Consider the following 21,613-nt stretch of genomic DNA (forward strand, 5'->3'; position numbering starts at 1 on the left):
GCGGCCCGCAGCCTGACTCCTCAGGTTGCGGGCCGCTGTGCGTTCCGACCATCACAGGTGCTTCTGCAGCTGCCCCATTCGCTCGATCGGCTCGAACCCGAGCTCCTCGTTGATCGCGATCATGTGCTCGTTGGCCTCGGCGTTGTAGGTGCTGATGGTCCGGGCACCGGGATGCACGCGCTGGAGCAGCTCGAGGGCCGCACCCTTGACCGCGAGACCCAGCCGGTGGCCCCGATGCGGCGCGCCGACCATCGTGCCCCACTGGTAGGCGAGGTCCTCCCCCGCCGGGACCACCAGCTGCGTGTACGCCGCCACCTCGCCGGCGGCGCTCACGGCGACCGCGTTGACCAGCGTCCGACCCTGGGCGGCCGCGAGCGCCTCCGTCTCCCGGACCTGCGACACGGCCGCGGCCCGCGGCTCGAGTGCGAGATCCCCGGTCGGCGCGGCCAGGTCGAGCTCGGCGTCGAGGACCGCCCAGCCGTCCACGAGATCGTCGGGGATCGGTCCGACGAACGCCCTCACGTCGTAGCCGGACGCCTCGATGGGACGCGGTGGCACCGCGCGAGGGAGCGTCAGCCGTCGGCGCACCTCCGGCAACGCCACCTCGAAGCCACGGCTGCCCGCGAACTCCACGCCGACGCTGCCGGCACCGGTGGGTCCGAGCGCGTACGGCCAGTAGGCGTACCCGGTCACGACGGTGCGGCCGTCCGATCGGGCTTCGGCCTCGACGACGTCGAGCAGCGCGCTCCCGATCCCGGTACGACGTCGCTGCGGCAGCACGAAGATCCCGCACCGGGCGAGGTGGGTGTTGTCCCGCAGGCCGAGCGCCAGCCACGCCGCGCCGACAGGCGTCGCGGCCCCGTCACGGGCGAGCCAGCTCCGTCGTCGGACCCGGTCGGAGACCTCCTGCATCTCCTGGCGCTGCTCCTCCAGGTGCCACACGTCCGCCCCAGGCCCTCGATCGGCGTGCTCCGCCGCCTCGTAGACCGCGTGCCAGGCCTCGACGCCTGCTTCGTCGAACGGGTCGACCGCCTCGATGCGCAGCTGGCTCACCCCCTCAGCCTCGCACCCGCTGTCATCCGGTTTTCGGCGATCCCCGCCGCTGAACCTGCCCGCTGGCGCTCGCTGCTACGTTGCTGACATGGATGCTGACCTCGTCGTCATCGGTACCGGCCCCGGCGGCGAGGCGCTCGCCAACCGCGCCGCCAGCGCCGGCCTCACGGTCGTCGTGGTGGAGAAGCACCTGGTGGGCGGCGAGTGTCCCTACTACGGCTGCATCCCCTCCAAGATGATGCTGCGTGCCGCCGACGCGCTGGCCGAGGCCCACCGCGCCGGCCGGCTCGCCGGCACCGTCACCGTGGAGCCCTCCTACGAGCCGGTCGCGAAGCGGATCGCGGAGGAGGCCACCGACCACTGGGACGACACCGTCGCGGTCCGCCGTCTCGAGGACGCCGGCGCCACCGTCATCCGCGGCACCGGACGTCTCGACGGCACCCGCCGGGCGGTGATCACGCCCGCCGACGGCTCCCCCGAGGTCACCGTGGAGGCCCGGATCGGCGTCGTGCTCAACCCGGGCACCCGCCCGGCCGCGCCGCCGATCGACGGCCTGGCCGGCACCCCGTACTGGACCAACCGGGAGGCGCTGCGGGCCACCGAGGTCCCGCGCGAGCTGATCGTCATCGGGGGCGGACCGATCGGCTGCGAGCTGACCCAGGTGTTCAGCCGGTTCGGCAGCCGGGTCACCCTCGTCCAGCACGGCCCGCGACTGCTGCCGGGCGACGAGCCGGAGGCGAGCGCCGTGCTGGAGAAGGTCCTGGTCGAGGAGGGTGTCCGGGTGCTCACCGGCGCCGAGCCCACCACGATCGCGTACGAGAGCGGCCGCTTCACCCTGACCCTCGCCGACGGCCAGCGCGCCACCGGGGACCACCTCCTGGTTGCCGCCGGCCGTACGCCCAACACCGACGGCCTCGGACTCGAGACGGTCGGGCTCGACCCGAAGAAGATCGGCGTCGACGCCTGGATGCGGGCCGGCGACGGCCTGTGGATCATCGGCGACGTCACCGGCCACGGTGCGTTCACGCACATGTCGATGTACCAGGCCGACATCGCCTTCCGCGCCATCACCGGACAGCACCGTGGCAGTTCCCCCGATGGTTTCTCGGCCGAGTACCACGCCGTCCCGCACACCACCTTCACCGATCCCGAGGTCGGCGGCGTCGGCCTGACCGAGGCGGCCGCGCGGGCCGCGGGCCACGCCGTGCGGGTGGGAAGCGCGGAGATCGGCTCCTCCTCGCGCGGGTTCACCCACGGCCCCGGCGCGGTCGGCCTGATCAAGCTGGTCGAGGCCGACGGCGTCCTCGTCGGCGCCACCGCCGTCGGCCCGGCCGGTGGCGAGATCCTCGCGATGCTCACCCTCGCCGTGCACGCGCGCATCCCCGTGACGACGCTCGGCTCGATGATCTACGCCTACCCGACGTTCCACCGCACCGTCTCCAGCGCTCTCGAAGACCTGCACTGAGGAGCAGCCATGCCGTTGGACCCTGAGCTCGCCGTCGTGCTCGACTTCCTCGCCGCCGCCGGTGCTCCCCCGATGTGGGAGCAGACCCCGGAGCAGGCCCGGGCCGGGTTCCGGGCGCTCTGCGTCGACCTGCGCGACCGGTCGCTGCTGCCCGAGGTGGCGAGTGTGGAGGACCGCACCGTGCCGGGGCCGGCCGGCGCGATCCCGGTACGGATCTATCGGCCGATCAGCGAGCGAGAGGCCCTGCCCACCGTCGCGTTCTTCCACGGCGGCGGCTGGGTGATCGGCGACCTCGACACCCACGACCTGGTCTGTCGCACGATCGCCGCCGACTGCGACGCGGTGGTCGTCTCGGTCGACTACCGGCTCGCTCCCGAGCATCCGTTCCCGGCCGCCGTCGAGGACGCCCTCGCCTCGGCGACCTGGGTCGCCGACCACCTCACGGAGCTGGGCGGCAACGACGTCCTCGCCGTCGCCGGCGACTCGGCCGGCGGCAACCTGTCGGCGGTGGTGGCCCAGGAGCTCCGCGATCGGGTCCGGGCGCAGCTGCTGATCTACCCCGCCACCGACGTGCCGGGCGAGCACCTCTCCCGCACCGAGAACGCCGAGGGCTACTTCCTCGACCTTCCGACGATGCTGTGGTTCGCCGAGCAGTACGTCCCCGACGGCGCCGACCTGCTCGCTCCGCGCCTCTCGCCGCTGTACGGCGACCTCGCCGGTGTCGCGCCGGCCGCGGTGGTGGTGGCCGAGTTCGATCCGCTGCGCGACGAGGGCAAGGCGTACGCGGAGGCGCTTCGCGCCGCCGGCGTCCCCGTGACGCTGCGCCAGTTCGACGGCATGATCCACGGCTTCATCGACATGGGCCGGCACTCCAAGGCCGCGCAGGCGGCCGTGACGGAGACCGTCGCACTGCTCCGCGAGCTGATCCACACCGGACCCTGAGCCTGTCACGATCGTCTCAGGGTGTGAGCCATGGCAGACCCCCATGGAAATCGCCAGGAAGGGCGCGGGAGACTGGCACCATGGTGTTCGTGGTGATCAAGGAGCGGGTTCGCAAGCTCGCGCTGCGCTGGGCCATGCGTGGCAAGAGCTCGCCGATGCCGGACGTCACGACCTTGCGCAAGGTTCCGGAGCATCTCACCTACCCGTTGCGCCGCAACGGCGCCGACCCGGTGCCGGAGCTCGCCGAGGCCCGCGCCCAGGGGCCCGTCACGCTGCTCGGCAACGTGCTCGGCCTCGACATCTTCCTGGTGACCTCGCACGAGGCCGCGAAGAAGGTGCTGGCGGACTCCACCGCGTACTCCAATGACATGCGCCACCTGCTCGGCAACCGCCCGCGCAGCGAGGCCGAGCAGATCGGCGGGCTCGGCATGACCGATGCACCCGACCACACCCGGCTGCGCGGCCTGCTGACGCCCGAGTTCACGATGCGGCGCCTGCAGCGGCTCCAGGAGCCGATCGACCGGATCGTCGAGGACGCCCTCGACCGGATCCAGGCCGGCGGCCCCGAGGCCGACCTGGCCGATGCGTTCGGCTTCGAGGTCCCGTTCCAGGTCATCTGCGAGCTGCTCGGCCTGCCCACGGACGTGCGCGCCGAGTTCCACGATCTCGGCGCGGCGCGCTTCGACATCAGCGCGGGCGGCGTGGGTGCGTTCGACGCCGCCGCCGACACCCGTACGTTCCTCATCGAGCAGGTCCGCCGCCAGCGCATCGACCCGGGCGACGGCCTGATCGGCGAGATCATCCGGACCCGCGGCGACGAGTTCAGCGACCTCGAGCTCGGCGGCCTCGCCGACGGCGCGTTCATCGGCGGGTACGAGACCTCGGCCGCGATGCTCTCGATGGGCACCTACGTGCTGCTGCAGAAGCCGGAGGTCTACGAGATGCTCCGCACCGGCGACAAGCAGCAGATCGACGCGATCGTGGACGAGCTGCTGCGCTACCTCTGCCCGGTCCAGGTCGCCTTCCCGCGCTTCGCCCGCGAGGACCACGACCTGTTCGGCACCCGGGTCGGCAAGGGCTCGGTCGTGATCGTGTCGCTCGCGGGCGCCAACCGCGACCCCGCGGCGATGCCCGCCCCGGAGGACTTCGACCTGCGCAACCGCGACACGATGCACCTGGCGTTCGGCCACGGCATGCACCGCTGCGTGGGCGCCGAGCTGGCCCGGATGGAGATGCGCTCGGCACTGACGGCGCTGTCGCGCCGGTTCCCGCACCTGGCGATGGCGACCGACGACCCCGGCGAGCTCGGCTTCCGCAACCTCTCGATCGTCTACGGCCTCGACCGGCTCCCGGTCGTGCTCGACAGCCGCACCGTCGCCGTCTGAGGCGACATCGGTGGTCGGGGCGGGCCCCTCGAACCACCCGACGGCTCAGCCCGCCCGCGTCTCCAGCACCCGGAACCCCTTGGCCGAGCCGATCCTCGTCGTCGGATAGCCCTGCTCCCCCAGCCAGCGCTGCAGGCTGTCGGAGCCGAGGTTCTTCCCGACCACCATCACCGCCCGGCCGCCGGGGCGCAGGCGCGGCAGCCAGGTGAGCAGGAGCTCGTGGAGAGCCTCCTTGCCGATCCGGATCGGCGGGTTGCTCCAGATCTCGTCGTACGTGTCCGCGGGGTCGACCCCGCCGGGCGTGGCGGCCCGGTAGCGCTCGGCCACGCCGAGCTTCTCGGCGTTCTCGTTGGCCAACAGCACGGCCCGCTCGTTGACGTCGACGGCGGTGACCTCTGCATCGGGCACCACGCTCGCGATGGCGAGGCCGATGATCCCGTAGCCACAGCCCAGGTCGAGGATGCGACCGGCTGGCGGCGGCTGGGTCTCGCGGAAGAGGATCGCCGTACCGACGTCGAGGCGGCCCTTGGCGAAGACGCCCGATCCGCTGGTCAGGCGCAGGTCACGGTCCCACACCTCGGCCTCGACGGGGATCCGCTCGAAGGCGACCGTCGGGTCCGCGGAGAAGTAGTGCTCCCGGTCGTCGGCTGCATCGTCGGCTGTGTCGTCGTGCACGCTCATGCGAGCTCGCTCTCCTGTCGTCGGGCGCGGGTGACCAGCAGACGGCCCTCGAGCTCGTCGTCGCTGGGGTAGCCGACCTCCTCGAGCGTCAGGCCGCGCGGTGAGGCGATGTGGATGTCGGAGGAGCGGACCGCCCTGGCCAGCATCTCGCCGGCCCAGCCGACGTCCTTGCGTCCCTCACCGATCGCGATGAGGCAGCCGACCAGCGAGCGCACCATCGAGTGGCAGAACGCGTCGGCCAGCACGGTCATCGTCGCGATGCCCACCTCGTCGCGCTCCCAGGACAGCCGCTCGATGCGGCGGATGCTGGTGGCGCCCTCGCGGTGCTTGCAGAAGCTGGTGTAGTCGTTCAGACCCAGCAGATCGGCCGCGGCGGCGTTCATCAGACCCAGGTCGAGCGTGCGCGGCCAGTGCAGCACGTGGTTGCGGGTGAGCGGGTCGTACGCCGCCGGTCCGTCGGCGACGCGGTAGGCGTAGCGGCGCCAGAGCGCGGAGAAGCGGGCGTCGAACGCGTCCGGCACGACGCGCACGGCGTGCACCCGTACGTCCGCGTCCAGGATGCCGTTGAGCTTGCGCACCAGGGCCGCCTCGGGCGTCGCCGCGGCGCGCCCGGCCGCCTTGAGGAAGACCGCCTCCTCGAGATCGAGGTGGATCACCTGTCCGCGCGCGTGCACGCCGGTGTCGGTACGCCCCGCGCAGGTCACCCACAGCTCGTCCAGCCGCAGCGCCATCCGCAGCGCCCGTTGCACCTCGCCCTGCACCGTGCGGAGCTCGGGCTGCAGGGCCCAGCCGTGGAAGCTGCTCCCGTCGTAGGAGAGGTCGATCCGGATCCGCACGATCCCGATTGTCCCATTCCTACACGGTCGGATTGCTCACAGGGCTTCCTGTTGATCCCTCGCGAGATCTCGTTAGCGTCGAGGACGAAAGGTAGTAACTCGGAACTATCGATCGGAGATTCATTCATGAAGACCTCCATGCGACTCCTCGGCGCCACGCTCGGCGCCACCGCCGTCGTCGGTGCCTCCGCCGTCGCCGCCAACGCGTGCGACACCGGCGGCCACGACGGCCCGCAGAGCTCGTTCAGCAGCTCCGGCACCTCGGGCGGCGACAGCACCCAGGACTGGGGCTACGACGCGGGCGCCGGCTGGGCCCACAACAGTGACCAGGGCAGTGACGAGAACGCTGACCAGGGCAGTGACCAGGGCACTGACCAGGGTTGGAGCCACGGCTGGGGCCACCACCGTCACGACCACAGCGGGGTCGGGTCCTCGACCGATCAGGCGGGCACCTTCGAGCAGAAGCAGGCCGCCATCGTCGAGCGCCTCACGTCGGCTGACACCCGGTTGAGCGACCTCATCAGCCAGGTGCAGGGCGATGCGTCCTCCGACCCGGGGGCCACTCAGGAGCTCGGCCAGCTGCAGGAGCACCAGGCGAAGCTCGAGTCCCTGATCGACGCGGTCAAGGCCGCGACGAACGAGGACGAGCTGAAGGCGGCCTTCGAGAACGCCGTCACCGGCGACAGCGCGCCGGACCAGTCCGGCGGCGACACCACCACCGCGCCGTCGACCACGCCGTTGGCCGTACCGGTCGCCTGACACGCTCGGGACGGCGTCACCCCTTCGCCGTCCCGGCCCGAGAGGACGCCCTCCCCGCAGCGCGGGGAGGGCGTTCTCGTCGAATTTTGCCATCGGTGTAACGCGCCCGTCGCGTCGTGACAGGCCTGAGTGCCAGGCAGGCACAGCCCTGCATCGTCTCGATCTCGGGAGACAGCACATGAACAGGATCACTCGCGTTCTCGGCACCACCCTGGCCGGCACCACGCTGGCCGGCGCCGCGCTGGTCGGCGGCACGGCCGTCGCCGCGAACGCTCACGGTTTCGGGCACGACGACGGCTTCGGTGGTGGCCACCGCGAGCATCACGGCTCCGCGCCGTCGTCCGGCCCGTACAGCGCCTCCCACGCCCAGCACCAGTTCAAGGGGTTCTCGCGTCACCACGACGAGGGCGAGGGCGCGTTCAGCCTCGGCCCGAGCTTCAACCGACACTGGTTCCACCAGCGCTACCAGGGTCACCACCACCACGCATGGACCTTCGAGGAGCGCCAGGACGCCATCGTGGCGAAGCTGACCCGCGCCGACCACCGGCTGACCCGCCTGATCGGCTACCTCAGCGACCGGGCCGCCTCCGACCCGGACGGCTGGGAGGCAGGGGCGCTGCCCTACCTCCAGGACCAGCAGACCAAGCTCGAGACGCTGATCGCCGCCGTCCAGGCCGCGACCGACGACGACGAGCTGAAGGCCGCCTTCGCTGCCGCCTCCCCCAAGCCGACACCCGAGCCGACACCCACGCCGTCGCCCACCGTGGCGCCGACCGCCTGACGGCTCGTCGTCCGCTGATGCAGGAGCCCTCCCACACCGCGTGGGAGGGCTCCTGCTGCTCTCGGCGCCCGCTCAGGCCTCGGCGGGCGGACGCTGCTCGATGACACCGAACCAGCCGAGCCCCGCATAGGTCTCGTACCCCGGGGTGAGGGCGTAGCCGACCATCTCTCCGCTGGCGCGCTTGAAGACGCCCCGCTCGCGGCCGCCCTCGCGGCGGAGATCGATCCGCTCGGTGAGCGCCCCGACGCCGTCGGAGGCGGCGATCACGGTGTGGTGGTGGTCGACGAGCATCACCCGGGTGCGCGCGGCGTCCTCGGGTGTCAGGTCCATCGAGGTGACGATGCTGTGCGCCTGCGGCGCGAAGTCGAAGAAGATGCCCAGAGCGCCGATCACCTCGCCGTCCTCCCGTCCGGCCTTGCGGACGGCGGTGGAGTACGTCGCCACGGTGGCGTTGCGCAGCCGGGTGTTGGTGCCGACGTCGACGACGGCGAACTCGGTGCCGTCCTGGGTGGCGATCGCCTCGGTGAACCAGCGCTCGCGCGAGACATCGGCGCCGATGACGCCGGGGTAGGTGCCGGGGCGGCCGCTGGCGATCACCCTTCCCTCGCGATCCGCGATCCACAGATCGAGGTAGACGGTGTAGGAGCCGAGGATGACGCCGAGACGCTCGCTGGCGTAGGCCGCGCTCTCCCGGGTCGGCTCGGCGCATGCCGCCACCACCGCGGAGTCGGTGGCCCACCAGCGTACGTCGCAGGAGCGCTCGTACAGGTTGCGGTCGATCAGGTCGATCACGTGCAGGGCGAGATCCGACAGCCGGGTGCCCCGGACCTGCCACACCAGCTCCTCGCCGAGCTTCTCCAGCTCGGCGACCAGCGGGGCCAGTTCGGCGTCGAGCTGCGCGGAGAGGTCCTGGACCGTCGAGGCGACGCCCGAGACCTCCTGGGCGACGATCCCGAAGCCGCGTCCGGCATCGCCGGCGCGGGCGGCCTCGATCTTGGCGTTGAGGGCCAGCATCTTCGTCGCCGCGGCGACCTTGCCGACGCTGCCCAGCTTCTCCTGGGTCAGCGCCGCCACGGTCGTGGCGATCCTCTGTACGCGTTCTGGCATGCAGAGAAAGTTAAGGATCATATGTTTCGTACATATTGTGCGCTCGTTGAGAGCCCGCGACATTCCGGGGCCGAAATGCACACGAGGCCCGCCACCCAGGGGGTGACGGGCCTCGTAGGCGATCGGGATCGATCAGACCGGCGTCGCTGCGCGACGCTGCCCTCCTTGCCTCGGCGCCACGAGCAAGCTCGCACGCCTCGGCTGCGTCAGGCCTCGGTGGTCTCCTCGGCGGCAGCCTCGGTGGTCTCCTCGGCCGGAGCCTCGGTCTCCTCGGCGGCGACGGCGGTCTCCTCGACCGGAGCCTCCTCGGCGACCGGAGCCTCGGCCTTGGCCGGGGCGGCCTTCTTGGCGGCCGGCTTCGGGTTGTACGCCTCGGTGACGAGCTCGATCACGGCCATCGGCGCGTTGTCACCCTTGCGGGGGCCGATCTTGGTGATGCGGGTGTAGCCACCCGGGCGCTCGGAGAACGTCGGGGCGATCTCCGTGAAGAGAACGTGGACGACACCCTTGTCGCGGACGGTCTTGAGGACCTCGCGGCGGTTGTGGATGTCACCCTTCTTCGCCTTGGTGATCAGCTTCTCCGCCAGCGGGCGCAGGGTGCGAGCCTTGGCCTCGGTGGTGGTGATGCGACCGTGCTCGAACAGCTGGGTGGCCAGGTTCGAGAGGATCAGCTTCTGGTGGGCCGGGCTGCCGCCGAGGCGGGCGCCCTTCTTCGGAGTAGGCATGTCGCCTTCCTTTCGTATCCGGCCGTGTCAGGTACCGGGTCGACCGGGGAGATCCCCGGATTTGTTGCCCGGGGCGGCGGTCGCCGCCCCGGGGTCAAGCGTTGATCGAGCAGCCCGAGCCGCTAGGCGCGGCGGGCGTCTCGAGAACTCAGTACTGCTCGTCCTCGACGAAGGCGTCGTCGTCATCGTCGCCGTAGGCGGCGAGGGCGGCCGACGGGTCGAAGCCCGGGGCGCTGTCCTTGAGGGACAGACCCATCTCGTGCAGCTTCGCCTTGACCTCGTCGATCGACTTGGCGCCGAAGTTGCGGATGTCGAGCAGGTCCTGCTCCGAGCGGCTGATGAGCTCACCCACGGTGTGGATGCCCTCGCGCTTGAGGCAGTTGTACGAACGGACCGTGAGCTGCAGGTCCTCGACCGGCAGGGCCAGGTCGGCGGCGAGCGCCTCGTCCACCGGCGACGGGCCGATGTCGATGCCCTCCGCCTCGACGTTGAGCTCACGGGCCAGGCCGAAGAGCTCCACGAGGGTCTTGCCGGCCGACGCGACGGCGTCCGACGGGCGGATCGACGGCTTGGTCTCGACGTCGATGACCAGCTTGTCGAAGTCGGTGCGCTGCTCGACACGGGTCGCCTCGACCTTGTACGACACCTTCAGCACAGGGCTGTAGATCGAGTCGACCGGGATGCGGCCGATCTCGTTGTCGGCGCCCTTGTTCTGGACGGCGGAGACGTAGCCGCGGCCACGCTCGACGACGAGCTCGAGGTCGAGCTTGCCCTTGTCCGACAGGGTCGCGATCTTCAGGTCGGGGTTGTGCACCTCGACACCGGCCGGCGGAGCGATGTCCGCGGCGGTGACGTCACCGGCACCCGACTTGCGCAGGTACATGGTGACGGGCTCGTCGTGCTCCGAGGAGACGACCAGGCCCTTGAGGTTGAGGATGATCTCGGTGACATCCTCCTTGACTCCCTCGATGGTGGAGAACTCGTGGAGCACGCCGTCGATCTTGATGCTGGTGACGGCGGCACCCGGGATCGAGGAGAGGAGGGTGCGACGCAGGGAGTTGCCCAGCGTGTAACCGAAGCCCGGCTCGAGGGGCTCGATCACGAAGCGCGAGCGGAACTCGTCGACGGTCTCTTCCGACAGGGTGGGGCGCTGTGCGATAAGCACTGATTCTTTCCTTCCCGGACCTACCCGCTATTTGACAGGTCCGAACTTCAAAGGGTGACGGAAGTGGAGTTGCCGCCGCCCCGGACAAGAGTATCCGGGACGGCGGCGGGGCACATCAGAGCTTCGAGTAGTACTCGACGATGAGCTGCTCCTGGACCGGGATGTCGATCTGAGCCCGGATGGGGAGCTGGTGCACGAGGATCCGCATGCGGTTCGGGAAGGCCTCGAGCCACGCCGGGACGACGCGCTCGCCGTGGGTCTCGCGAGCCACGATGAACGGGGTCATCTCCCAGGACTTCTCGCGCACGTCGATGACGTCGTGCGCCTCGACCTGGTACGAGGGGATGTTGACCTTCTTGCCGTTGACCAGGAAGTGGCCGTGGACCACGAGCTGGCGGGCGTGACGGCGGGTACGGGCGAAGCCGGCGCGGTAGACCACGTTGTCGAGGCGACCCTCGAGCAGCGCGAGCAGGTTGTCACCGGTCTTGCCGTCGCGACGCTTGGCCTCGGCGTAGTAGTTCGCGAACTGCTTCTCGAGAACGCCGTAGGTGTAACGGGCCTTCTGCTTCTCCTGGAGCTGCGAGCGGTACTCGCTCTCCTTGATGCGGGCGCGGCCGTGCTGGCCGGGCGGGTAGGGACGCTTCTCGAAAGCAGCGTCACCACCGACGAGGTCCACGCCGAGACGGCGGGACTTCTTGGTCATGGGGCCGGTGTAACGGGCCATGTCTCAGTCTCCTTTTTCAGTCTCGGTAGGGATCAAACGCGGCGGCGCTTGGGCGGGCGGCAGCCGTTGTGCGGGGTCGGCGTGACGTCCTGGATGGTGCCGACCTCGAGGCCGATGGCACCCAGCGAACGGATCGCGGTCTCGCGGCCCGAGCCCGGGCCCTTCACGAAGACGTCGATCTTCTTCATGCCGTGGTCCATCGCACGACGGCCAGCGGCCTCGGCGGCCATCTGAGCGGCGAACGGGGTCGACTTGCGCGAACCCTTGAAGCCGACGGTGCCGGCCGACGCCCACGAGATCACCGCACCGGTCGGGTCGGTGATCGTGACGATCGTGTTGTTGAACGTGCTCTTGATGTGGGCCTCGCCCTGAGCGACGTTCTTCTTCTCCTTGCGGCGGATCTTGGTCTTTGCCGCAGCCTGACGGCTCTTCGGAGGCATTCAGTAACTCCTGTGTTGGCTGGTCGGTGAGATCGAGGAAGAGGAAGGAGTGATCAGCGCCCGAGCGGGCGATGCACACCGCGAGCAGAGCTCGCAGCGATCACTTGGCCTTCTTCTTGCCGGCGACGGTGCGCTTCGGGCCCTTGCGGGTACGAGCGTTGGTCTTGGTGCGCTGGCCGCGGACCGGAAGGCCCATGCGGTGACGGCGACCCTGGTAGCTGCCGATCTCGATCTTGCGGCGGATGTCGGCCTGGACTTCACGACGGAGGTCACCCTCGATCGTGAGGTTGCGACCCTCGATCTCGCGCTGAAGCTTGACCAGCTCGTCCTCGGAGAGGGCGTGGACGCGGGTCGACGGGTCGACGCCGGTCGCAGCCAGGAGCTCCTTGGAGGTGGTACGGCCGATGCCGTAGATGTACGTAAGGGCGATCTCCACGCGCTTCTCGCGCGGAAGGTCGACACCAACGAGGCGTGCCATGGTGTTCCTTCTCTTTCACGCCAGAGGTGTCGGTCGGCGTACGTCTCAGGGTGGCGCCCCGGGCTCCGGCCTCTGGTCCGGAGGTGATTCGGTCTCGGCTCGTCCGCTGGACGAGCCTGTCGAGACCTAGTACGTCGATGAGTGATTCAGTTGTTGCTCTGCTCGAGAGATCCCGGGGCTCGCGCCCCGCGGATCAGCCCGGCCGCTTCGCGGCGGGACCTCCTCGCTCAGACCACGATCGAGCAAGCTCGACGTGGCCCTTCGCTCGTCAGCCCTGGCGCTGCTTGTGGCGCGGGTTCTCGCAGATGACCATGACGCGGCCGTGGCGACGGATCACCTTGCACTTGTCACAGATCGGCTTGACGCTCGGGTTGACCTTCATGTCAGCCCTTTCTGATCGTTCCGGCTGGCTTACTTGTACCGATAGACGATCCGACCACGGGTCAGGTCGTAGGGGGAGAGCTCCACCACCACACGGTCCTCGGGGAGGATCCGGATGTAGTGCTGTCGCATCTTGCCGCTGATGTGGGCGAGAACCTTGTGGCCATTGCTCAGCTCAACGCGGAACATGGCGTTCGGCAGGGCCTCCGTGATGGTGCCCTCTAGCTCGATCACGCCTTCTTTCTTCGGCATGCCCTCTGCAATCTGTTGGTCGGATAAAGTCGCTCTACCGTTCGACCCGGGAACCTCCCCACCGCGTCATCGACGCCGTGCGGTGGACCTCGTGAACCGCTCGCCAGATCCGATTCCCCTCACCAGGTGAGGGCAGCCGTTGGACACGACGAGACAGACCCACGTTGGGCCGACACAACAGTCTAGGCCCGGTCGCAACCGATCGCCCAATCCGCGCTCTACCAGATCGCGGAGGCCAACAGCCGCAGGGTCTCCTCGCGCGCCGGAGAAGTCGTGGGATCGGTGTCCTGCGAGGCGCTCCCGATCGGGTTGACCATCACCTCGTCCACGCCGTACGTCGCGGCGAGCTCCTGGATCTGGGCGGCGGCCTGCGCCGGCGTGCCGATCACCCAGCGCCGCTGCATCGCCTCGCCGAGGAGGCGGTGCTCCCCCGGGATCTCCACCGCGGCGGCCTCCTCGACCGTCCGCAGCGGGCCGAGCGGCTGGCCGGTACGCAGCGCGATCATCGTCAGGAGCTGGGGACGGGCGCGGCGTACGGCCTCCTCCTCGGTCTCGGCGACGGAGGCGTTGACGGTGAGGAAGGTCTGCGGCGTGGCGAGGTCCTCGGAGGGGCGGAACTGGGAGCGGTACAGCTCGAGCGCCTCGCCGGTGCCGCTGCCGGAGAAGTGGTGGGCGAAGACGTACGGCAGGCCCTGGTCGGCCGCCAGCTTGGCCGAGAAGTCGGAGGACCCGAGCAGCCAGACCACCGGCTCGCTCTGCGCGGACGGCGTCGCCCGCAACTCGTGGCTGCGCCCGCCGACCGAGAGCGCGACGCCGTCGCGGCTGAGCATCGCGCGGATGTTGTCGACGTACTCGGGGAAGTGCTGCGCGGCGTCCTGCTCGACGGGGCCGCCGTGCCGCAGCGCCCACGACGTCACCGGGTCGGTGCCCGGAGCGCGGCCGAGTCCGAGGTCGATCCGACCGGGGAAGGCTGCCTCGAGCAGGGCGAACTGCTCGGCGACGACGAGCGGCGCATGGTTGGGGAGCATCACTCCCCCACTGCCGACCCGCAGCTGTCGGGTGACGCCGGCGACCAGCGCGATCAGGACCGGCGGGTTCGTCGAGCCGACAGCCGGCATGTTGTGGTGCTCGGCCAGCCAGTACCGCGTGTAGCCCAGCTCATCGGCCTCGCGCGCCAGCCGCAGCGTGGCGGCGAGGGCGTCGCTGGACGACTGGTTCGTACGGACAGGGACGAGATCGAGGACAGACAGGCGCACGTCTCACCCCAACCCGTCATGCACCCACCTTGTTCCACCGGCGGGCCTCCAGCCCGGGTGCCGACGCCACCGACGGACTCAGCGACCGCCGAACGGAACGCCGAGCCGGGTGAGCATCTCCTCGCCGCCATCGAGGGCGGTCAGCACCCAGGCCCCGGTCGGCGTGACCGTCATGGTGTGCTCGAAGTGCGCGGCCCAGGAGCCGTCCGTGGTGATGACGGTCCAGTCGTCCTCCAGCACCGAGGAGTCCTTGGTGCCGAGGGTGATCATCGGCTCGATCGCCAGGGCGAGGCCCTCGACGATCTTGGGGCCCTTGCCGGCCTTCCCGAAGTTCGGGACGTTGGGGGCCTGATGCATCTCGGAGCCGATGCCATGACCGACGTAGTCCTCGAGGATGCCGTAGCGGCCGTTGCGCTTCACGTACGCCTCGACGGCGTGCGAGATGTCGGTGACCCGGCCGCCGAGGCGGGCGGCGGCGATGCCGCGCCACATCGCGCCCTCGGTGACCTCCATCAGCCTGGTCACCTCTGGGGCGACCGCGCCGACGGCGACGCTGACGGCCGAGTCGCCGTGCCAGCCGTCGAGGATCGCGCCGCAGTCGATCGAGATGACGTCGCCCTCCGCGAGCACGCGCTCGCCGGGGATGCCGTGCACGACCTCGTCGTTGACCGACGCACAGATCGAGCCCGGGAAGCCGTGGTAGCCCAGGAAGGACGGCGTCGCGCCCTTGGACCGGATCGAGTCCTCCGCGATCGCGTCGAGCTCCCGGGTGGAGATGCCGGCGCGCACCGCGGCACGCAGTGTCTCGAGCGTCTCACCGACGACGAGACCCGCTCGTCGCATGGCGTCGATCTGCTCGGGCGTCTTGATCTGGATGCCGCGGTCCAACAGGCCCAACGGACTCAGCTCTCGCGGGTCTCTGCGAGCGAGGCGAAGATCCGCTTGGTGACGTCGTCGACATCGCCCAGGCCATCGACCTCGTGCACCAGGCCACGGGTCTTGTAGACCTCGATCAGCGGGTGGGTCTGCTCGGCGTAGACCTCCTGGCGGCGACGGATGACGTCCTCGGTGTCGTCCGCGCGGCCCTCGATCTCGGCGCGCTGCAGCAGCCGCTGCACGATCTCCTCGGAGTCGACCGTCAGCACCACGACCGCGTCGAGGACGTGACCGGTGTGCTTGATCATCCCGTCGAGCTCCTCCACCTGCGCGAGGGTGCGCGGGTAGCCGTCGAGCAGGAAGCCGTGCTCGGCGTCGGACTCGTCGATCCGGTTGCGGACCATCCGGTTGGTGACCTCGTCGGGCACGTACTCGCCGGCGTCCATGTAGCGCTTGGCCTCGACACCGAGCGGGGTGCCCTGCGAGACGTTGGCCCGGAAGATGTCGCCCGTCGAGATCGCGGGGATCTCGAAGTGGTCGGCGATGAACTTCGCCTGCGTACCCTTGCCGGCGCCCGGGGGGCCCATGATCAGCAGCCTCATCAGCGGAGGAATCCTTCGTAGTTGCGCTGCTGGAGCTGGCTCTCGATCTGCTTCACCGTGTCCAGCGCGACACCCACCATGATCAGGATGGAGGTGCCACCGAACGGGAAGTTCTGGTTGGCGTTGATCAGCGCGAGCGCGATGAGCGGGATGAGCGCGATCAGACCCAGGTAGAGAGCACCCGGCAACGTGATGCGGGACAGGACGTAGGACAGGTAGTCCTCGGTCGGCTTGCCCGCCCGGATCCCGGGGATGAAGCCGCCGTACTTCTTCATGTTGTCGGCCACCTCAGTCGGGTTGAAGGTGATCGAGACGTAGAAGTAGGTGAAGAACACGATGAGCAGGAAGTACGCCGCCATGTAGATCGGGTGGTCGCCCTTGACGAAGTACGTCTCGATCCACGACACCCAGCGCGAGTCGCTGTTCTGGTTGAACTGCGCGGCCATGGCCGGCAGGTACAGCAGCGAGCTGGCGAAGATGACCGGGATGACGCCGGCCTGGTTGACCTTGAGCGGGATGTAGGTGGACGAGCCGCCGAACATCCGGCGACCGACCATCCGGCGGGCGTACTGCACCGGGATGCGGCGCTGCGCCTGCTCGATGAAGATGACCGCGGCCATGATGGCCAGGCCGATGATCAGGACGAACGCGAAGGTGTACCAGCCGTGCTCCTGCTTCACCGACCACAGCGTGGTCGGGAAGGTGGCGACGACCTGGGTGAAGATCAGGATCGACATGCCGTTGCCGATGCCGCGCTCGGTGACGAGCTCACCGAGCCACATGATGACGGCGGTACCGGCGGTCATGGTCATGACCATCACCAGGAACGTCTTGGTGCTGTCGTCGTGCAGCAACGGCTGGCTGCAGCCGGAGAGCAGGTTCCCCGAGCGCGCGAGCGCCACGATGCCGGTCGCCTGGAGGACCGCGAGGCCCAGCGTCAGGTACCGGGTGTACTGGGTGATCTTGGTCTGACCGGCCTGGCCCTCGTTCTTGAGGGCCTCGAGACGCGGGATCACGACCACCAGCAGCTGCAGGATGATGCTCGCGGTGATGTACGGCATGATGCCGAGCGCGAAGATCGTCAACCGCAGCAGTGCGCCGCCGGAGAACAGGTTCACCAGGTTGTAAAGCCCGGCACCGGAGCCCGACTTCGTCAGGTCGATGCACTCCCGCACGTTGTGGACGTCGACGCCCGGTGCCGGGATCTGCGAGCCCGCCCGGAAGATCACGATGATCAGCAGGACGTAGAAAAGCTTGCGACGCAGGTCCGGGGTGCGGAATGCGTTTGCGAACGCGCCAAGCACGAGTAGTTCCTCTTTCGACAACCAGCAAGGGGGGCTCTGCAGGGTCAGCCGCGGAAAACCCCGCAGAGCCTAACAGGCCTCATGACAACTCGAGCGCGGCAGGGGCTGTCATACGACAGACCCCGGCCGCGCTCGCGTTAGGAATCAGTACCTCAGAGAACCGTGATGGTTCCGCCGGCGGCCTCGATCTTCTCCTTGGCGGAGCCCGAGAACGCGTCGGCGCTGACCTCGACCTTGACGGTCAGGTCGCCCTGGCCGAGAACCTTCACCGGCTGGTTCTTGCGAACCGCGCCCTTGGCGACGAGGGTCTCGGGGGTGACGGCGCCACCCTCGGGGAACAGCTCCGAGAGCTTGTCCAGGTTGACCACCTGGAACTCCACCTTGAACGGGTTCCGGAAGCCCTTGAGCTTCGGGAGCCGCATGTGGATCGGCATCTGGCCACCCTCGAAGGCGACCGGAACCTGGTAACGAGCCTTCGTACCCTTGGTACCGCGGCCCGCGGTCTTACCCTTCGAGCCCTCACCGCGACCAACGCGGATACGAGCCTTCTTGGCACCCTTGGCGGGACGCAGATCGTGCAGCTTGAGCGTCATGTCAGTCGACCTCCTCGACCGTCACGAGGTGACGGACGGTGTTGACCATGCCGCGGATCTCGGGGCGGTCCTCCTTGACGACCACGTCGTTGATCCGCTTGAGACCGAGCGTGCGCAGGGTCTCGCGCTGGTTCTTCTTCAGGCCCACGAGGCCCTTGTTCTGGGTGACCTTCAGCTGAGCCATCAGGCCGACACCTCCGCGGCGGGCGCGGCCGGGGCAGCAGCCTCGGCACGGGCCTTGAGGAGAGCCGCCGGGGCGACGTCCTCGACCGGGAGACCACGACGGGCGGCGACGGCCTCAGGCTGCTCGAGCATCTTGAGGGCCTCCACCGTCGCGTGGACGATGTTGATCTGGTTGGACGAACCGAGCGACTTGCTCAGGACGTCGTGGATGCCCGCGCACTCCAGGACGGCGCGCACCGGACCACCGGCGATGACGCCGGTACCGGGAGCGGCCGGACGCAGGAGGACGACGCCAGCCGCCTTCTCGCCCTGGACGGGGTGCGGGATCGTCTGCTGGATGCGGGGAACGCGGAAGAATGCCTTCTTCGCCTCCTCGACACCCTTGGCGATCGCCGCGGGAACTTCCTTCGCCTTGCCGTAGCCGACGCCGACCAGACCCTCACCGTCACCGACGATCACGAGGGCGGTGAAGCTGAAGCGACGACCACCCTTCACGACCTTCGCGACACGGTTGATCGCAACGACGCGCTCGATGTAGGCGGTCTTCTCGGCACCCTGGTTACCGCGACGGTCGTCACGGCCCCCACGGCGCTCGCCACCACGCTGTCCGCGCTGGGCTCCGCTCATGAGACTTTCCTCTACTCTCTCTGCTCTTGCGATCAGAAGGACAGGCCGGACTCGCGCGCGGCGTCAGCCAGCGCCGCGATGCGACCCGTGTACTTGTTGCCGGCACGGTCGAAGACGACCGCCTCGATGCCCGCGGCCTTGGCGCGGGATGCGACCAGCTCGCCGACCTGCTTGGCCTTGGCGGTCTTGTCGCCCGCCGTGGCACGCAGGTCCGCCTCCATGGTGGAGGCGTACGCGATGGTCTTGCCGACCTGGTCGTCGACGACCTGCACGCTGAGGTGCTTGGCCGACTTGGTGACCACCAGGCGCGGCTTCTCGGCCGTACCGGAGATCTTCTTCCGACCGCGGACCTGGCGCTTGAGACGCGCCTTGACCTTGGCAGCGGTGTGCTTGTTGTTCGACAGCGAGATGGCCATCACTTACCAGCCTTTCCGACCTTGCGGCGGACGTTCTCGCCGGCGTAACGAACGCCCTTGCCCTTGTACGGCTCGGGCTTGCGCAGCTTGCGGATGTTGGCGGCGACTTCGCCGACCTGCTGCTTGTCGATGCCCGCGACACCGAACTTGGTGGCGGTCTCGACGCTGAAGGTGATGCCCTCCGGCGCCTTGAAGAAGATCGGGTGCGAGTAGCCCAGCTGGAACTCCAGCTCCGTCGGGCCCTTCGCGAGGACGCGGTAACCGACGCCCACGATCTCGAGCTTCTTCTCGTAGCCCTCGGTGACACCGATGACCATGTTGTTGACCAGCGTGCGGGTCAGGCCGTGGAGGGCCTTGCTCTTACGCTCGTCGTCGGGGCGCTGGACGTCGAGGACGCCGTCGCCCTTCTCCACCGTGATCGGCTCGGCGACCGTGTGGCTCAGGGTGCCCTTCGGGCCCTTGACGGTCACGAGCGCGCCGTCGATCTGGACGTCGACGCCAGCCGGGACCGCGACGGGGAGCTTGCCAATGCGCGACATGCTTCTGTTCTCCTATCTCGGTCTCAGGTCACCAGACGTAGGCGAGGACTTCGCCGCCCACGCCCTTCTGGTTCGCCTGGCGGTCGGTCAGCAGACCCTGGCTCGTCGAGATGATCGCGACGCCCAGGCCGCCCAGCACCTTCGGAAGACCGGTGTGCTTGGCGTAGACACGCAGACCGGGCTTGCTGATGCGGCGGACGCCGGCGATCGAGCGCTCACGGTTGCGGCCGTACTTCAGGGTGATGGTCAGCGTCTTGCCGACCTCGCCCTCGGCGGGCTCAGCGACCTCGAACGAGGTGATGTAGCCCTCCTGCTTGAGGATCTCGGCGACGCCCTGCTTCAGCTTGCTGTAAGGCATGGACACCGCGTCGTGGTACGCCTGGTTGGCGTTGCGCAGACGAGTAAGCATGTCTGCGATCGGGTCAGTCATCGTCATGATGTGTGTTCTTTCTCGAAGCGGTTTCGCGTCCCTCAGCGGGAACGCGACCTTCAACGGTTAGTGGTGAGAGGTCACCAGGAGGACTTGGTCACGCCGGGGAGCTCGCCACGGTGGGCCATCTCACGCAGGCAGATACGGCACAGGCCGAACTTGCGGAACACAGCCTTCGGGCGGCCGCAGCGCTGGCAGCGGGTGTAGCCGCGGACAGCGAACTTCGGCTTGCGCGCGGCCTTGACCTTGAGCGCGGTCTTCGCCATGTCAGTTCTCCTTGAACGGGAAGCCGAGCGCCTTGAGCAGCGCGCGACCCTGGTCGTCGTTGGTGGCCGTGGTCACGAGGGTGATGTCCATACCCCGCGGACGGTCGATCTTGTCCTGATCGATCTCGTGGAACATGACCTGCTCCGTGAGACCGAAGGTGTAGTTGCCACGGCCGTCGAACTGGTTGCCGTTCAGACCCCGGAAGTCGCGGATACGCGGGAGGGCGGTCGCCAGCAGGCGGTCCAGGAACTCCCACATCCGGTCGCCGCGCAGCGTGACGTGGGCGCCGATCGGCATGCCCTCGCGCAGCTTGAACTGGGCGATCGACTTCTTCGCCTTGTTGACCAGCGGCTTCTGACCCGTGATCGCGGTGAGGTCGCGGATCGCGCCCTCGATCAGCTTCGAGTCACGAGCAGCCTCGCCGACACCCATGTTGACCACGATCTTGGTCAGACCGGGGACCTGCATGACGTTCGCGATCTCGAACTGCTGCTTGAGCGCGGGAGCGATCTCCTCGCGGTACTTGGTCTTGAGACGCGGGGTGGAGCGCACGATGGTGGACTCGCTCATCTCAGATCTCCTTCCCGGTCTTGCGCGAGACACGGACGCTGCGCTCGGCGGCGTACGTGGAGCCGTCGGGGCGACTCTTGGTGACGGCGACGCGCTTCGAGCCCGTACGGACCGGCTTGCCGTCCTCGAGCAGCATCACGTTGGACACGTGGATCGGAGCCTCGGTGGTGACGATGCCGCCGGTGGTGCCCGCGCGGCCACCCTGGTCCTGGACCTTGGTGTGCTTCTTGATGCGGTTGACACCCTCGACAACGACGCGCTCGGCCTCGATGTGGACGGCGATGACCTTGCCCTCGGCGCCCTTGTCCTTGCCCGCGATCACCTTGACGGTGTCGCCCTTCTTGATCTTCAGACCCTTAGCCATCACAGCACCTCCGGAGCCAGCGAGATGATCTTCATGAACTTCTTCTCGCGCAGCTCGCGGCCCACGGGGCCGAAGATGCGGGTTCCACGGGGCTCGCCGTCGTTCTTCAGAATGACAGCGGCGTTCTCGTCGAACTTGATGTAAGAGCCGTCGGGACGACGACGCTCCTTGACGGTGCGGACGATGACGGCCTTGACGACGTCACCCTTCTTGACGTTGCCGCCCGGGATCGCGTCCTTGACGGTGGCGACGATGACGTCACCGATGCCGGCGTAGCGACGCCCAGAGCCACCGAGTACGCGGATGCAGAGGATCTCCTTCGCACCCGTGTTGTCGGCGACCTTGAGTCGCGACTCCTGCTGGATCATTGTTTCTCCTTGTCGAGCTGGTTCTCATCCGCAGACATGGCAGA

At 68.8% G+C, this 21,613-nt stretch carries 30 protein-coding genes; 5 read left to right on the plus strand and 25 right to left on the minus strand.

Annotated features, from left to right (window positions below; all coding sequences use genetic code 11):
• Positions 1-51: 51 nt before the first annotated feature.
• The gene (locus tag ACZ5L9_RS02620) at positions 52-1,053 is read right to left on the minus strand and encodes a GNAT family N-acetyltransferase (RefSeq protein ID WP_464533456.1); all 1,002 of its coding nucleotides are present in this window, start codon (positions 1,051-1,053) and stop codon (positions 52-54) included.
• Between the two features lie 88 nt (positions 1,054-1,141).
• Between ACZ5L9_RS02620 and ACZ5L9_RS02625 the strand changes: the two genes are divergently transcribed.
• The 3 genes from ACZ5L9_RS02625 to ACZ5L9_RS02635 all read left to right on the plus strand — a co-directional run bounded on the left by ACZ5L9_RS02625 (position 1,142) and on the right by ACZ5L9_RS02635 (position 4,845).
• Positions 1,142-2,518: a dihydrolipoyl dehydrogenase family protein gene (locus ACZ5L9_RS02625; RefSeq protein ID WP_464533459.1), complete on the plus strand. Its 1,377-nt coding sequence runs from the start codon at positions 1,142-1,144 to the stop codon at positions 2,516-2,518.
• A 9-nt stretch (positions 2,519-2,527) separates the two neighbouring features.
• Positions 2,528-3,460, plus strand: coding sequence for an alpha/beta hydrolase (locus tag ACZ5L9_RS02630; RefSeq protein WP_464533462.1), 933 nt, complete (start codon positions 2,528-2,530; stop codon positions 3,458-3,460).
• An 80-nt stretch (positions 3,461-3,540) separates the two neighbouring features.
• The gene (locus ACZ5L9_RS02635; RefSeq protein WP_464533465.1) at positions 3,541-4,845 is read left to right on the plus strand and encodes a cytochrome P450; all 1,305 of its coding nucleotides are present in this window, start codon (positions 3,541-3,543) and stop codon (positions 4,843-4,845) included.
• 45 nt (positions 4,846-4,890) lie between these two features.
• Here ACZ5L9_RS02635 and ACZ5L9_RS02640 read toward each other — a convergent pair whose 3' ends face one another.
• A complete protein-coding gene (locus ACZ5L9_RS02640; RefSeq protein WP_464533467.1) occupies positions 4,891-5,526 on the minus strand; it encodes a class I SAM-dependent methyltransferase in 636 nt (211 codons plus the stop codon).
• Positions 5,523-6,362 carry a tRNA pseudouridine(38-40) synthase TruA gene (gene truA, locus ACZ5L9_RS02645; protein WP_464533469.1) on the minus strand — a complete coding sequence of 280 codons (840 nt, stop codon included), beginning with the start codon at positions 6,360-6,362 and terminating at the stop codon, positions 5,523-5,525. Before truA ends, ACZ5L9_RS02640 begins: the two co-directional genes overlap by 4 nt.
• A 126-nt stretch (positions 6,363-6,488) precedes the next feature.
• Between truA and ACZ5L9_RS02650 the strand changes: the two genes are divergently transcribed.
• Both ACZ5L9_RS02650 and ACZ5L9_RS02655 read left to right on the plus strand, forming a co-directional pair.
• The gene (locus ACZ5L9_RS02650) at positions 6,489-7,121 is read left to right on the plus strand and encodes a hypothetical protein (RefSeq protein WP_464533471.1); all 633 of its coding nucleotides are present in this window, start codon (positions 6,489-6,491) and stop codon (positions 7,119-7,121) included.
• 178 nt (positions 7,122-7,299) lie between these two features.
• Positions 7,300-7,902 carry a hypothetical protein gene (locus tag ACZ5L9_RS02655; protein ID WP_464533473.1) on the plus strand — a complete coding sequence of 201 codons (603 nt, stop codon included), beginning with the start codon at positions 7,300-7,302 and terminating at the stop codon, positions 7,900-7,902.
• Positions 7,903-7,974: 72 nt separating this feature from the next.
• Here ACZ5L9_RS02655 and ACZ5L9_RS02660 read toward each other — a convergent pair whose 3' ends face one another.
• The 22 genes from ACZ5L9_RS02660 to rplN form a co-directional block, all read right to left on the minus strand.
• The gene (locus ACZ5L9_RS02660) at positions 7,975-9,009 is read right to left on the minus strand and encodes a methyl-accepting chemotaxis protein (protein WP_464533475.1); all 1,035 of its coding nucleotides are present in this window, start codon (positions 9,007-9,009) and stop codon (positions 7,975-7,977) included.
• A 206-nt stretch (positions 9,010-9,215) separates the two neighbouring features.
• The gene (gene rplQ / locus ACZ5L9_RS02665; RefSeq protein ID WP_464533478.1) at positions 9,216-9,734 is read right to left on the minus strand and encodes a 50S ribosomal protein L17; all 519 of its coding nucleotides are present in this window, start codon (positions 9,732-9,734) and stop codon (positions 9,216-9,218) included.
• Positions 9,735-9,882: 148 nt separating this feature from the next.
• Positions 9,883-10,899: a DNA-directed RNA polymerase subunit alpha gene (locus tag ACZ5L9_RS02670; protein WP_464533481.1), complete on the minus strand. Its 1,017-nt coding sequence runs from the start codon at positions 10,897-10,899 to the stop codon at positions 9,883-9,885.
• Positions 10,900-11,014: 115 nt separating this feature from the next.
• Positions 11,015-11,623, minus strand: a complete 609-nt coding sequence (gene rpsD, locus ACZ5L9_RS02675; protein ID WP_464533484.1) for a 30S ribosomal protein S4 — start codon at positions 11,621-11,623, stop codon at positions 11,015-11,017.
• A gap of 32 nt (positions 11,624-11,655) precedes the next feature.
• On the minus strand, positions 11,656-12,063 hold the full coding sequence (rpsK, locus tag ACZ5L9_RS02680; protein ID WP_225282787.1) for a 30S ribosomal protein S11: 408 nt from the start codon (positions 12,061-12,063) through the stop codon (positions 11,656-11,658).
• A gap of 100 nt (positions 12,064-12,163) precedes the next feature.
• Positions 12,164-12,541 carry a 30S ribosomal protein S13 gene (gene rpsM / locus ACZ5L9_RS02685; RefSeq protein WP_464533486.1) on the minus strand — a complete coding sequence of 126 codons (378 nt, stop codon included), beginning with the start codon at positions 12,539-12,541 and terminating at the stop codon, positions 12,164-12,166.
• Positions 12,542-12,809: 268 nt separating this feature from the next.
• Positions 12,810-12,923: a 50S ribosomal protein L36 gene (rpmJ, locus tag ACZ5L9_RS02690; RefSeq protein WP_004008316.1), complete on the minus strand. Its 114-nt coding sequence runs from the start codon at positions 12,921-12,923 to the stop codon at positions 12,810-12,812.
• Between the two features lie 29 nt (positions 12,924-12,952).
• Complete coding sequence (gene infA / locus ACZ5L9_RS02695) at positions 12,953-13,174, minus strand: translation initiation factor IF-1 (RefSeq protein WP_026145687.1); 222 nt, start codon at positions 13,172-13,174, stop codon at positions 12,953-12,955.
• Between the two features lie 218 nt (positions 13,175-13,392).
• Positions 13,393-14,430, minus strand: a complete 1,038-nt coding sequence (locus ACZ5L9_RS02700) for an LLM class flavin-dependent oxidoreductase (RefSeq protein ID WP_464533488.1) — start codon at positions 14,428-14,430, stop codon at positions 13,393-13,395.
• Positions 14,431-14,508: 78 nt separating this feature from the next.
• On the minus strand, positions 14,509-15,321 hold the full coding sequence (gene map, locus ACZ5L9_RS02705) for a type I methionyl aminopeptidase (protein WP_464536790.1): 813 nt from the start codon (positions 15,319-15,321) through the stop codon (positions 14,509-14,511).
• Between the two features lie 11 nt (positions 15,322-15,332).
• Entirely contained in the window at positions 15,333-15,908 is a 576-nt protein-coding gene (locus ACZ5L9_RS02710) for an adenylate kinase (protein WP_464533491.1), read from the minus strand.
• Positions 15,908-17,212, minus strand: coding sequence for a preprotein translocase subunit SecY (gene secY, locus ACZ5L9_RS02715; protein ID WP_464533493.1), 1,305 nt, complete (start codon positions 17,210-17,212; stop codon positions 15,908-15,910). The genes ACZ5L9_RS02710 and secY overlap by 1 nt, the downstream gene beginning before the upstream one ends.
• A gap of 152 nt (positions 17,213-17,364) precedes the next feature.
• On the minus strand, positions 17,365-17,805 hold the full coding sequence (rplO, locus tag ACZ5L9_RS02720) for a 50S ribosomal protein L15 (protein WP_464533495.1): 441 nt from the start codon (positions 17,803-17,805) through the stop codon (positions 17,365-17,367).
• Between the two features lies 1 nt (position 17,806).
• Entirely contained in the window at positions 17,807-17,989 is a 183-nt protein-coding gene (gene rpmD, locus ACZ5L9_RS02725) for a 50S ribosomal protein L30 (RefSeq protein WP_225282794.1), read from the minus strand.
• Positions 17,989-18,615 (minus strand): 30S ribosomal protein S5, encoded by a 627-nt coding sequence (gene rpsE / locus ACZ5L9_RS02730; protein WP_464533497.1) that lies wholly within the window; start codon positions 18,613-18,615, stop codon positions 17,989-17,991. The genes rpmD and rpsE overlap by 1 nt, the downstream gene beginning before the upstream one ends.
• A gap of 32 nt (positions 18,616-18,647) precedes the next feature.
• Positions 18,648-19,031: a 50S ribosomal protein L18 gene (gene rplR, locus ACZ5L9_RS02735; protein ID WP_464533500.1), complete on the minus strand. Its 384-nt coding sequence runs from the start codon at positions 19,029-19,031 to the stop codon at positions 18,648-18,650.
• Positions 19,031-19,570, minus strand: a complete 540-nt coding sequence (gene rplF / locus ACZ5L9_RS02740) for a 50S ribosomal protein L6 (RefSeq protein ID WP_464533502.1) — start codon at positions 19,568-19,570, stop codon at positions 19,031-19,033. The genes rplR and rplF overlap by 1 nt, the downstream gene beginning before the upstream one ends.
• Positions 19,571-19,598: 28 nt before the next feature.
• Positions 19,599-20,006: a 30S ribosomal protein S8 gene (rpsH, locus tag ACZ5L9_RS02745; protein WP_225282798.1), complete on the minus strand. Its 408-nt coding sequence runs from the start codon at positions 20,004-20,006 to the stop codon at positions 19,599-19,601.
• Positions 20,007-20,080: 74 nt separating this feature from the next.
• On the minus strand, positions 20,081-20,266 hold the full coding sequence (locus ACZ5L9_RS02750) for a type Z 30S ribosomal protein S14 (RefSeq protein WP_017932844.1): 186 nt from the start codon (positions 20,264-20,266) through the stop codon (positions 20,081-20,083).
• Between the two features lies 1 nt (position 20,267).
• Positions 20,268-20,837 (minus strand): 50S ribosomal protein L5, encoded by a 570-nt coding sequence (gene rplE / locus ACZ5L9_RS02755; RefSeq protein WP_464533504.1) that lies wholly within the window; start codon positions 20,835-20,837, stop codon positions 20,268-20,270.
• A 1-nt stretch (position 20,838) separates the two neighbouring features.
• The gene (gene rplX, locus ACZ5L9_RS02760; protein ID WP_464533506.1) at positions 20,839-21,201 is read right to left on the minus strand and encodes a 50S ribosomal protein L24; all 363 of its coding nucleotides are present in this window, start codon (positions 21,199-21,201) and stop codon (positions 20,839-20,841) included.
• Positions 21,201-21,569, minus strand: a complete 369-nt coding sequence (gene rplN / locus ACZ5L9_RS02765; protein WP_464533508.1) for a 50S ribosomal protein L14 — start codon at positions 21,567-21,569, stop codon at positions 21,201-21,203. Before rplN ends, rplX begins: the two co-directional genes overlap by 1 nt.
• Between the last annotated feature and the right edge of the window lie 44 nt (positions 21,570-21,613).

The sequence above is a fragment of the Nocardioides sp. JCM 18998 genome (genome assembly GCF_055391535.1).

Bases quoted from the DNA above. Each gene is read 5' to 3' on its own strand.
- ACZ5L9_RS02625 (WP_464533459.1), top strand. From the start codon at position 1,142: ATGGATGCTGACCTCGTCGTCATCGGTACCGGCCCCGGCGGCGAGGCG.
- ACZ5L9_RS02630 (WP_464533462.1), top strand. From the start codon at position 2,528: ATGCCGTTGGACCCTGAGCTCGCCGTCGTGCTCGACTTCCTCGCCGCC.
- ACZ5L9_RS02635 (WP_464533465.1), top strand. From the start codon at position 3,541: ATGGTGTTCGTGGTGATCAAGGAGCGGGTTCGCAAGCTCGCGCTGCGC.
- ACZ5L9_RS02640 (WP_464533467.1), bottom strand. From the start codon at position 5,526: ATGAGCGTGCACGACGACACAGCCGACGATGCAGCCGACGACCGGGAG.
- ACZ5L9_RS02650 (WP_464533471.1), top strand. From the start codon at position 6,489: ATGAAGACCTCCATGCGACTCCTCGGCGCCACGCTCGGCGCCACCGCC.
- ACZ5L9_RS02655 (WP_464533473.1), top strand. From the start codon at position 7,300: ATGAACAGGATCACTCGCGTTCTCGGCACCACCCTGGCCGGCACCACG.
- ACZ5L9_RS02660 (WP_464533475.1), bottom strand. From the start codon at position 9,009: ATGCCAGAACGCGTACAGAGGATCGCCACGACCGTGGCGGCGCTGACC.
- rplQ (WP_464533478.1), bottom strand. From the start codon at position 9,734: ATGCCTACTCCGAAGAAGGGCGCCCGCCTCGGCGGCAGCCCGGCCCAC.
- rpsD (WP_464533484.1), bottom strand. From the start codon at position 11,623: ATGGCCCGTTACACCGGCCCCATGACCAAGAAGTCCCGCCGTCTCGGC.
- rpsK (WP_225282787.1), bottom strand. From the start codon at position 12,063: ATGCCTCCGAAGAGCCGTCAGGCTGCGGCAAAGACCAAGATCCGCCGC.
- rpsM (WP_464533486.1), bottom strand. From the start codon at position 12,541: ATGGCACGCCTCGTTGGTGTCGACCTTCCGCGCGAGAAGCGCGTGGAG.
- rpmJ (WP_004008316.1), bottom strand. From the start codon at position 12,923: ATGAAGGTCAACCCGAGCGTCAAGCCGATCTGTGACAAGTGCAAGGTG.
- infA (WP_026145687.1), bottom strand. From the start codon at position 13,174: ATGCCGAAGAAAGAAGGCGTGATCGAGCTAGAGGGCACCATCACGGAG.
- ACZ5L9_RS02710 (WP_464533491.1), bottom strand. From the start codon at position 15,908: ATGAGGCTGCTGATCATGGGCCCCCCGGGCGCCGGCAAGGGTACGCAG.
- rplO (WP_464533495.1), bottom strand. From the start codon at position 17,805: ATGACGCTCAAGCTGCACGATCTGCGTCCCGCCAAGGGTGCCAAGAAG.
- rpmD (WP_225282794.1), bottom strand. From the start codon at position 17,989: ATGGCTCAGCTGAAGGTCACCCAGAACAAGGGCCTCGTGGGCCTGAAG.
- rpsE (WP_464533497.1), bottom strand. From the start codon at position 18,615: ATGAGCGGAGCCCAGCGCGGACAGCGTGGTGGCGAGCGCCGTGGGGGC.
- rplR (WP_464533500.1), bottom strand. From the start codon at position 19,031: ATGGCCATCTCGCTGTCGAACAACAAGCACACCGCTGCCAAGGTCAAG.
- rplF (WP_464533502.1), bottom strand. From the start codon at position 19,570: ATGTCGCGCATTGGCAAGCTCCCCGTCGCGGTCCCGGCTGGCGTCGAC.
- rpsH (WP_225282798.1), bottom strand. From the start codon at position 20,006: ATGACGATGACTGACCCGATCGCAGACATGCTTACTCGTCTGCGCAAC.
- ACZ5L9_RS02750 (WP_017932844.1), bottom strand. From the start codon at position 20,266: ATGGCGAAGACCGCGCTCAAGGTCAAGGCCGCGCGCAAGCCGAAGTTC.
- rplE (WP_464533504.1), bottom strand. From the start codon at position 20,837: ATGAGCGAGTCCACCATCGTGCGCTCCACCCCGCGTCTCAAGACCAAG.
- rplX (WP_464533506.1), bottom strand. From the start codon at position 21,201: ATGGCTAAGGGTCTGAAGATCAAGAAGGGCGACACCGTCAAGGTGATC.
- rplN (WP_464533508.1), bottom strand. From the start codon at position 21,569: ATGATCCAGCAGGAGTCGCGACTCAAGGTCGCCGACAACACGGGTGCG.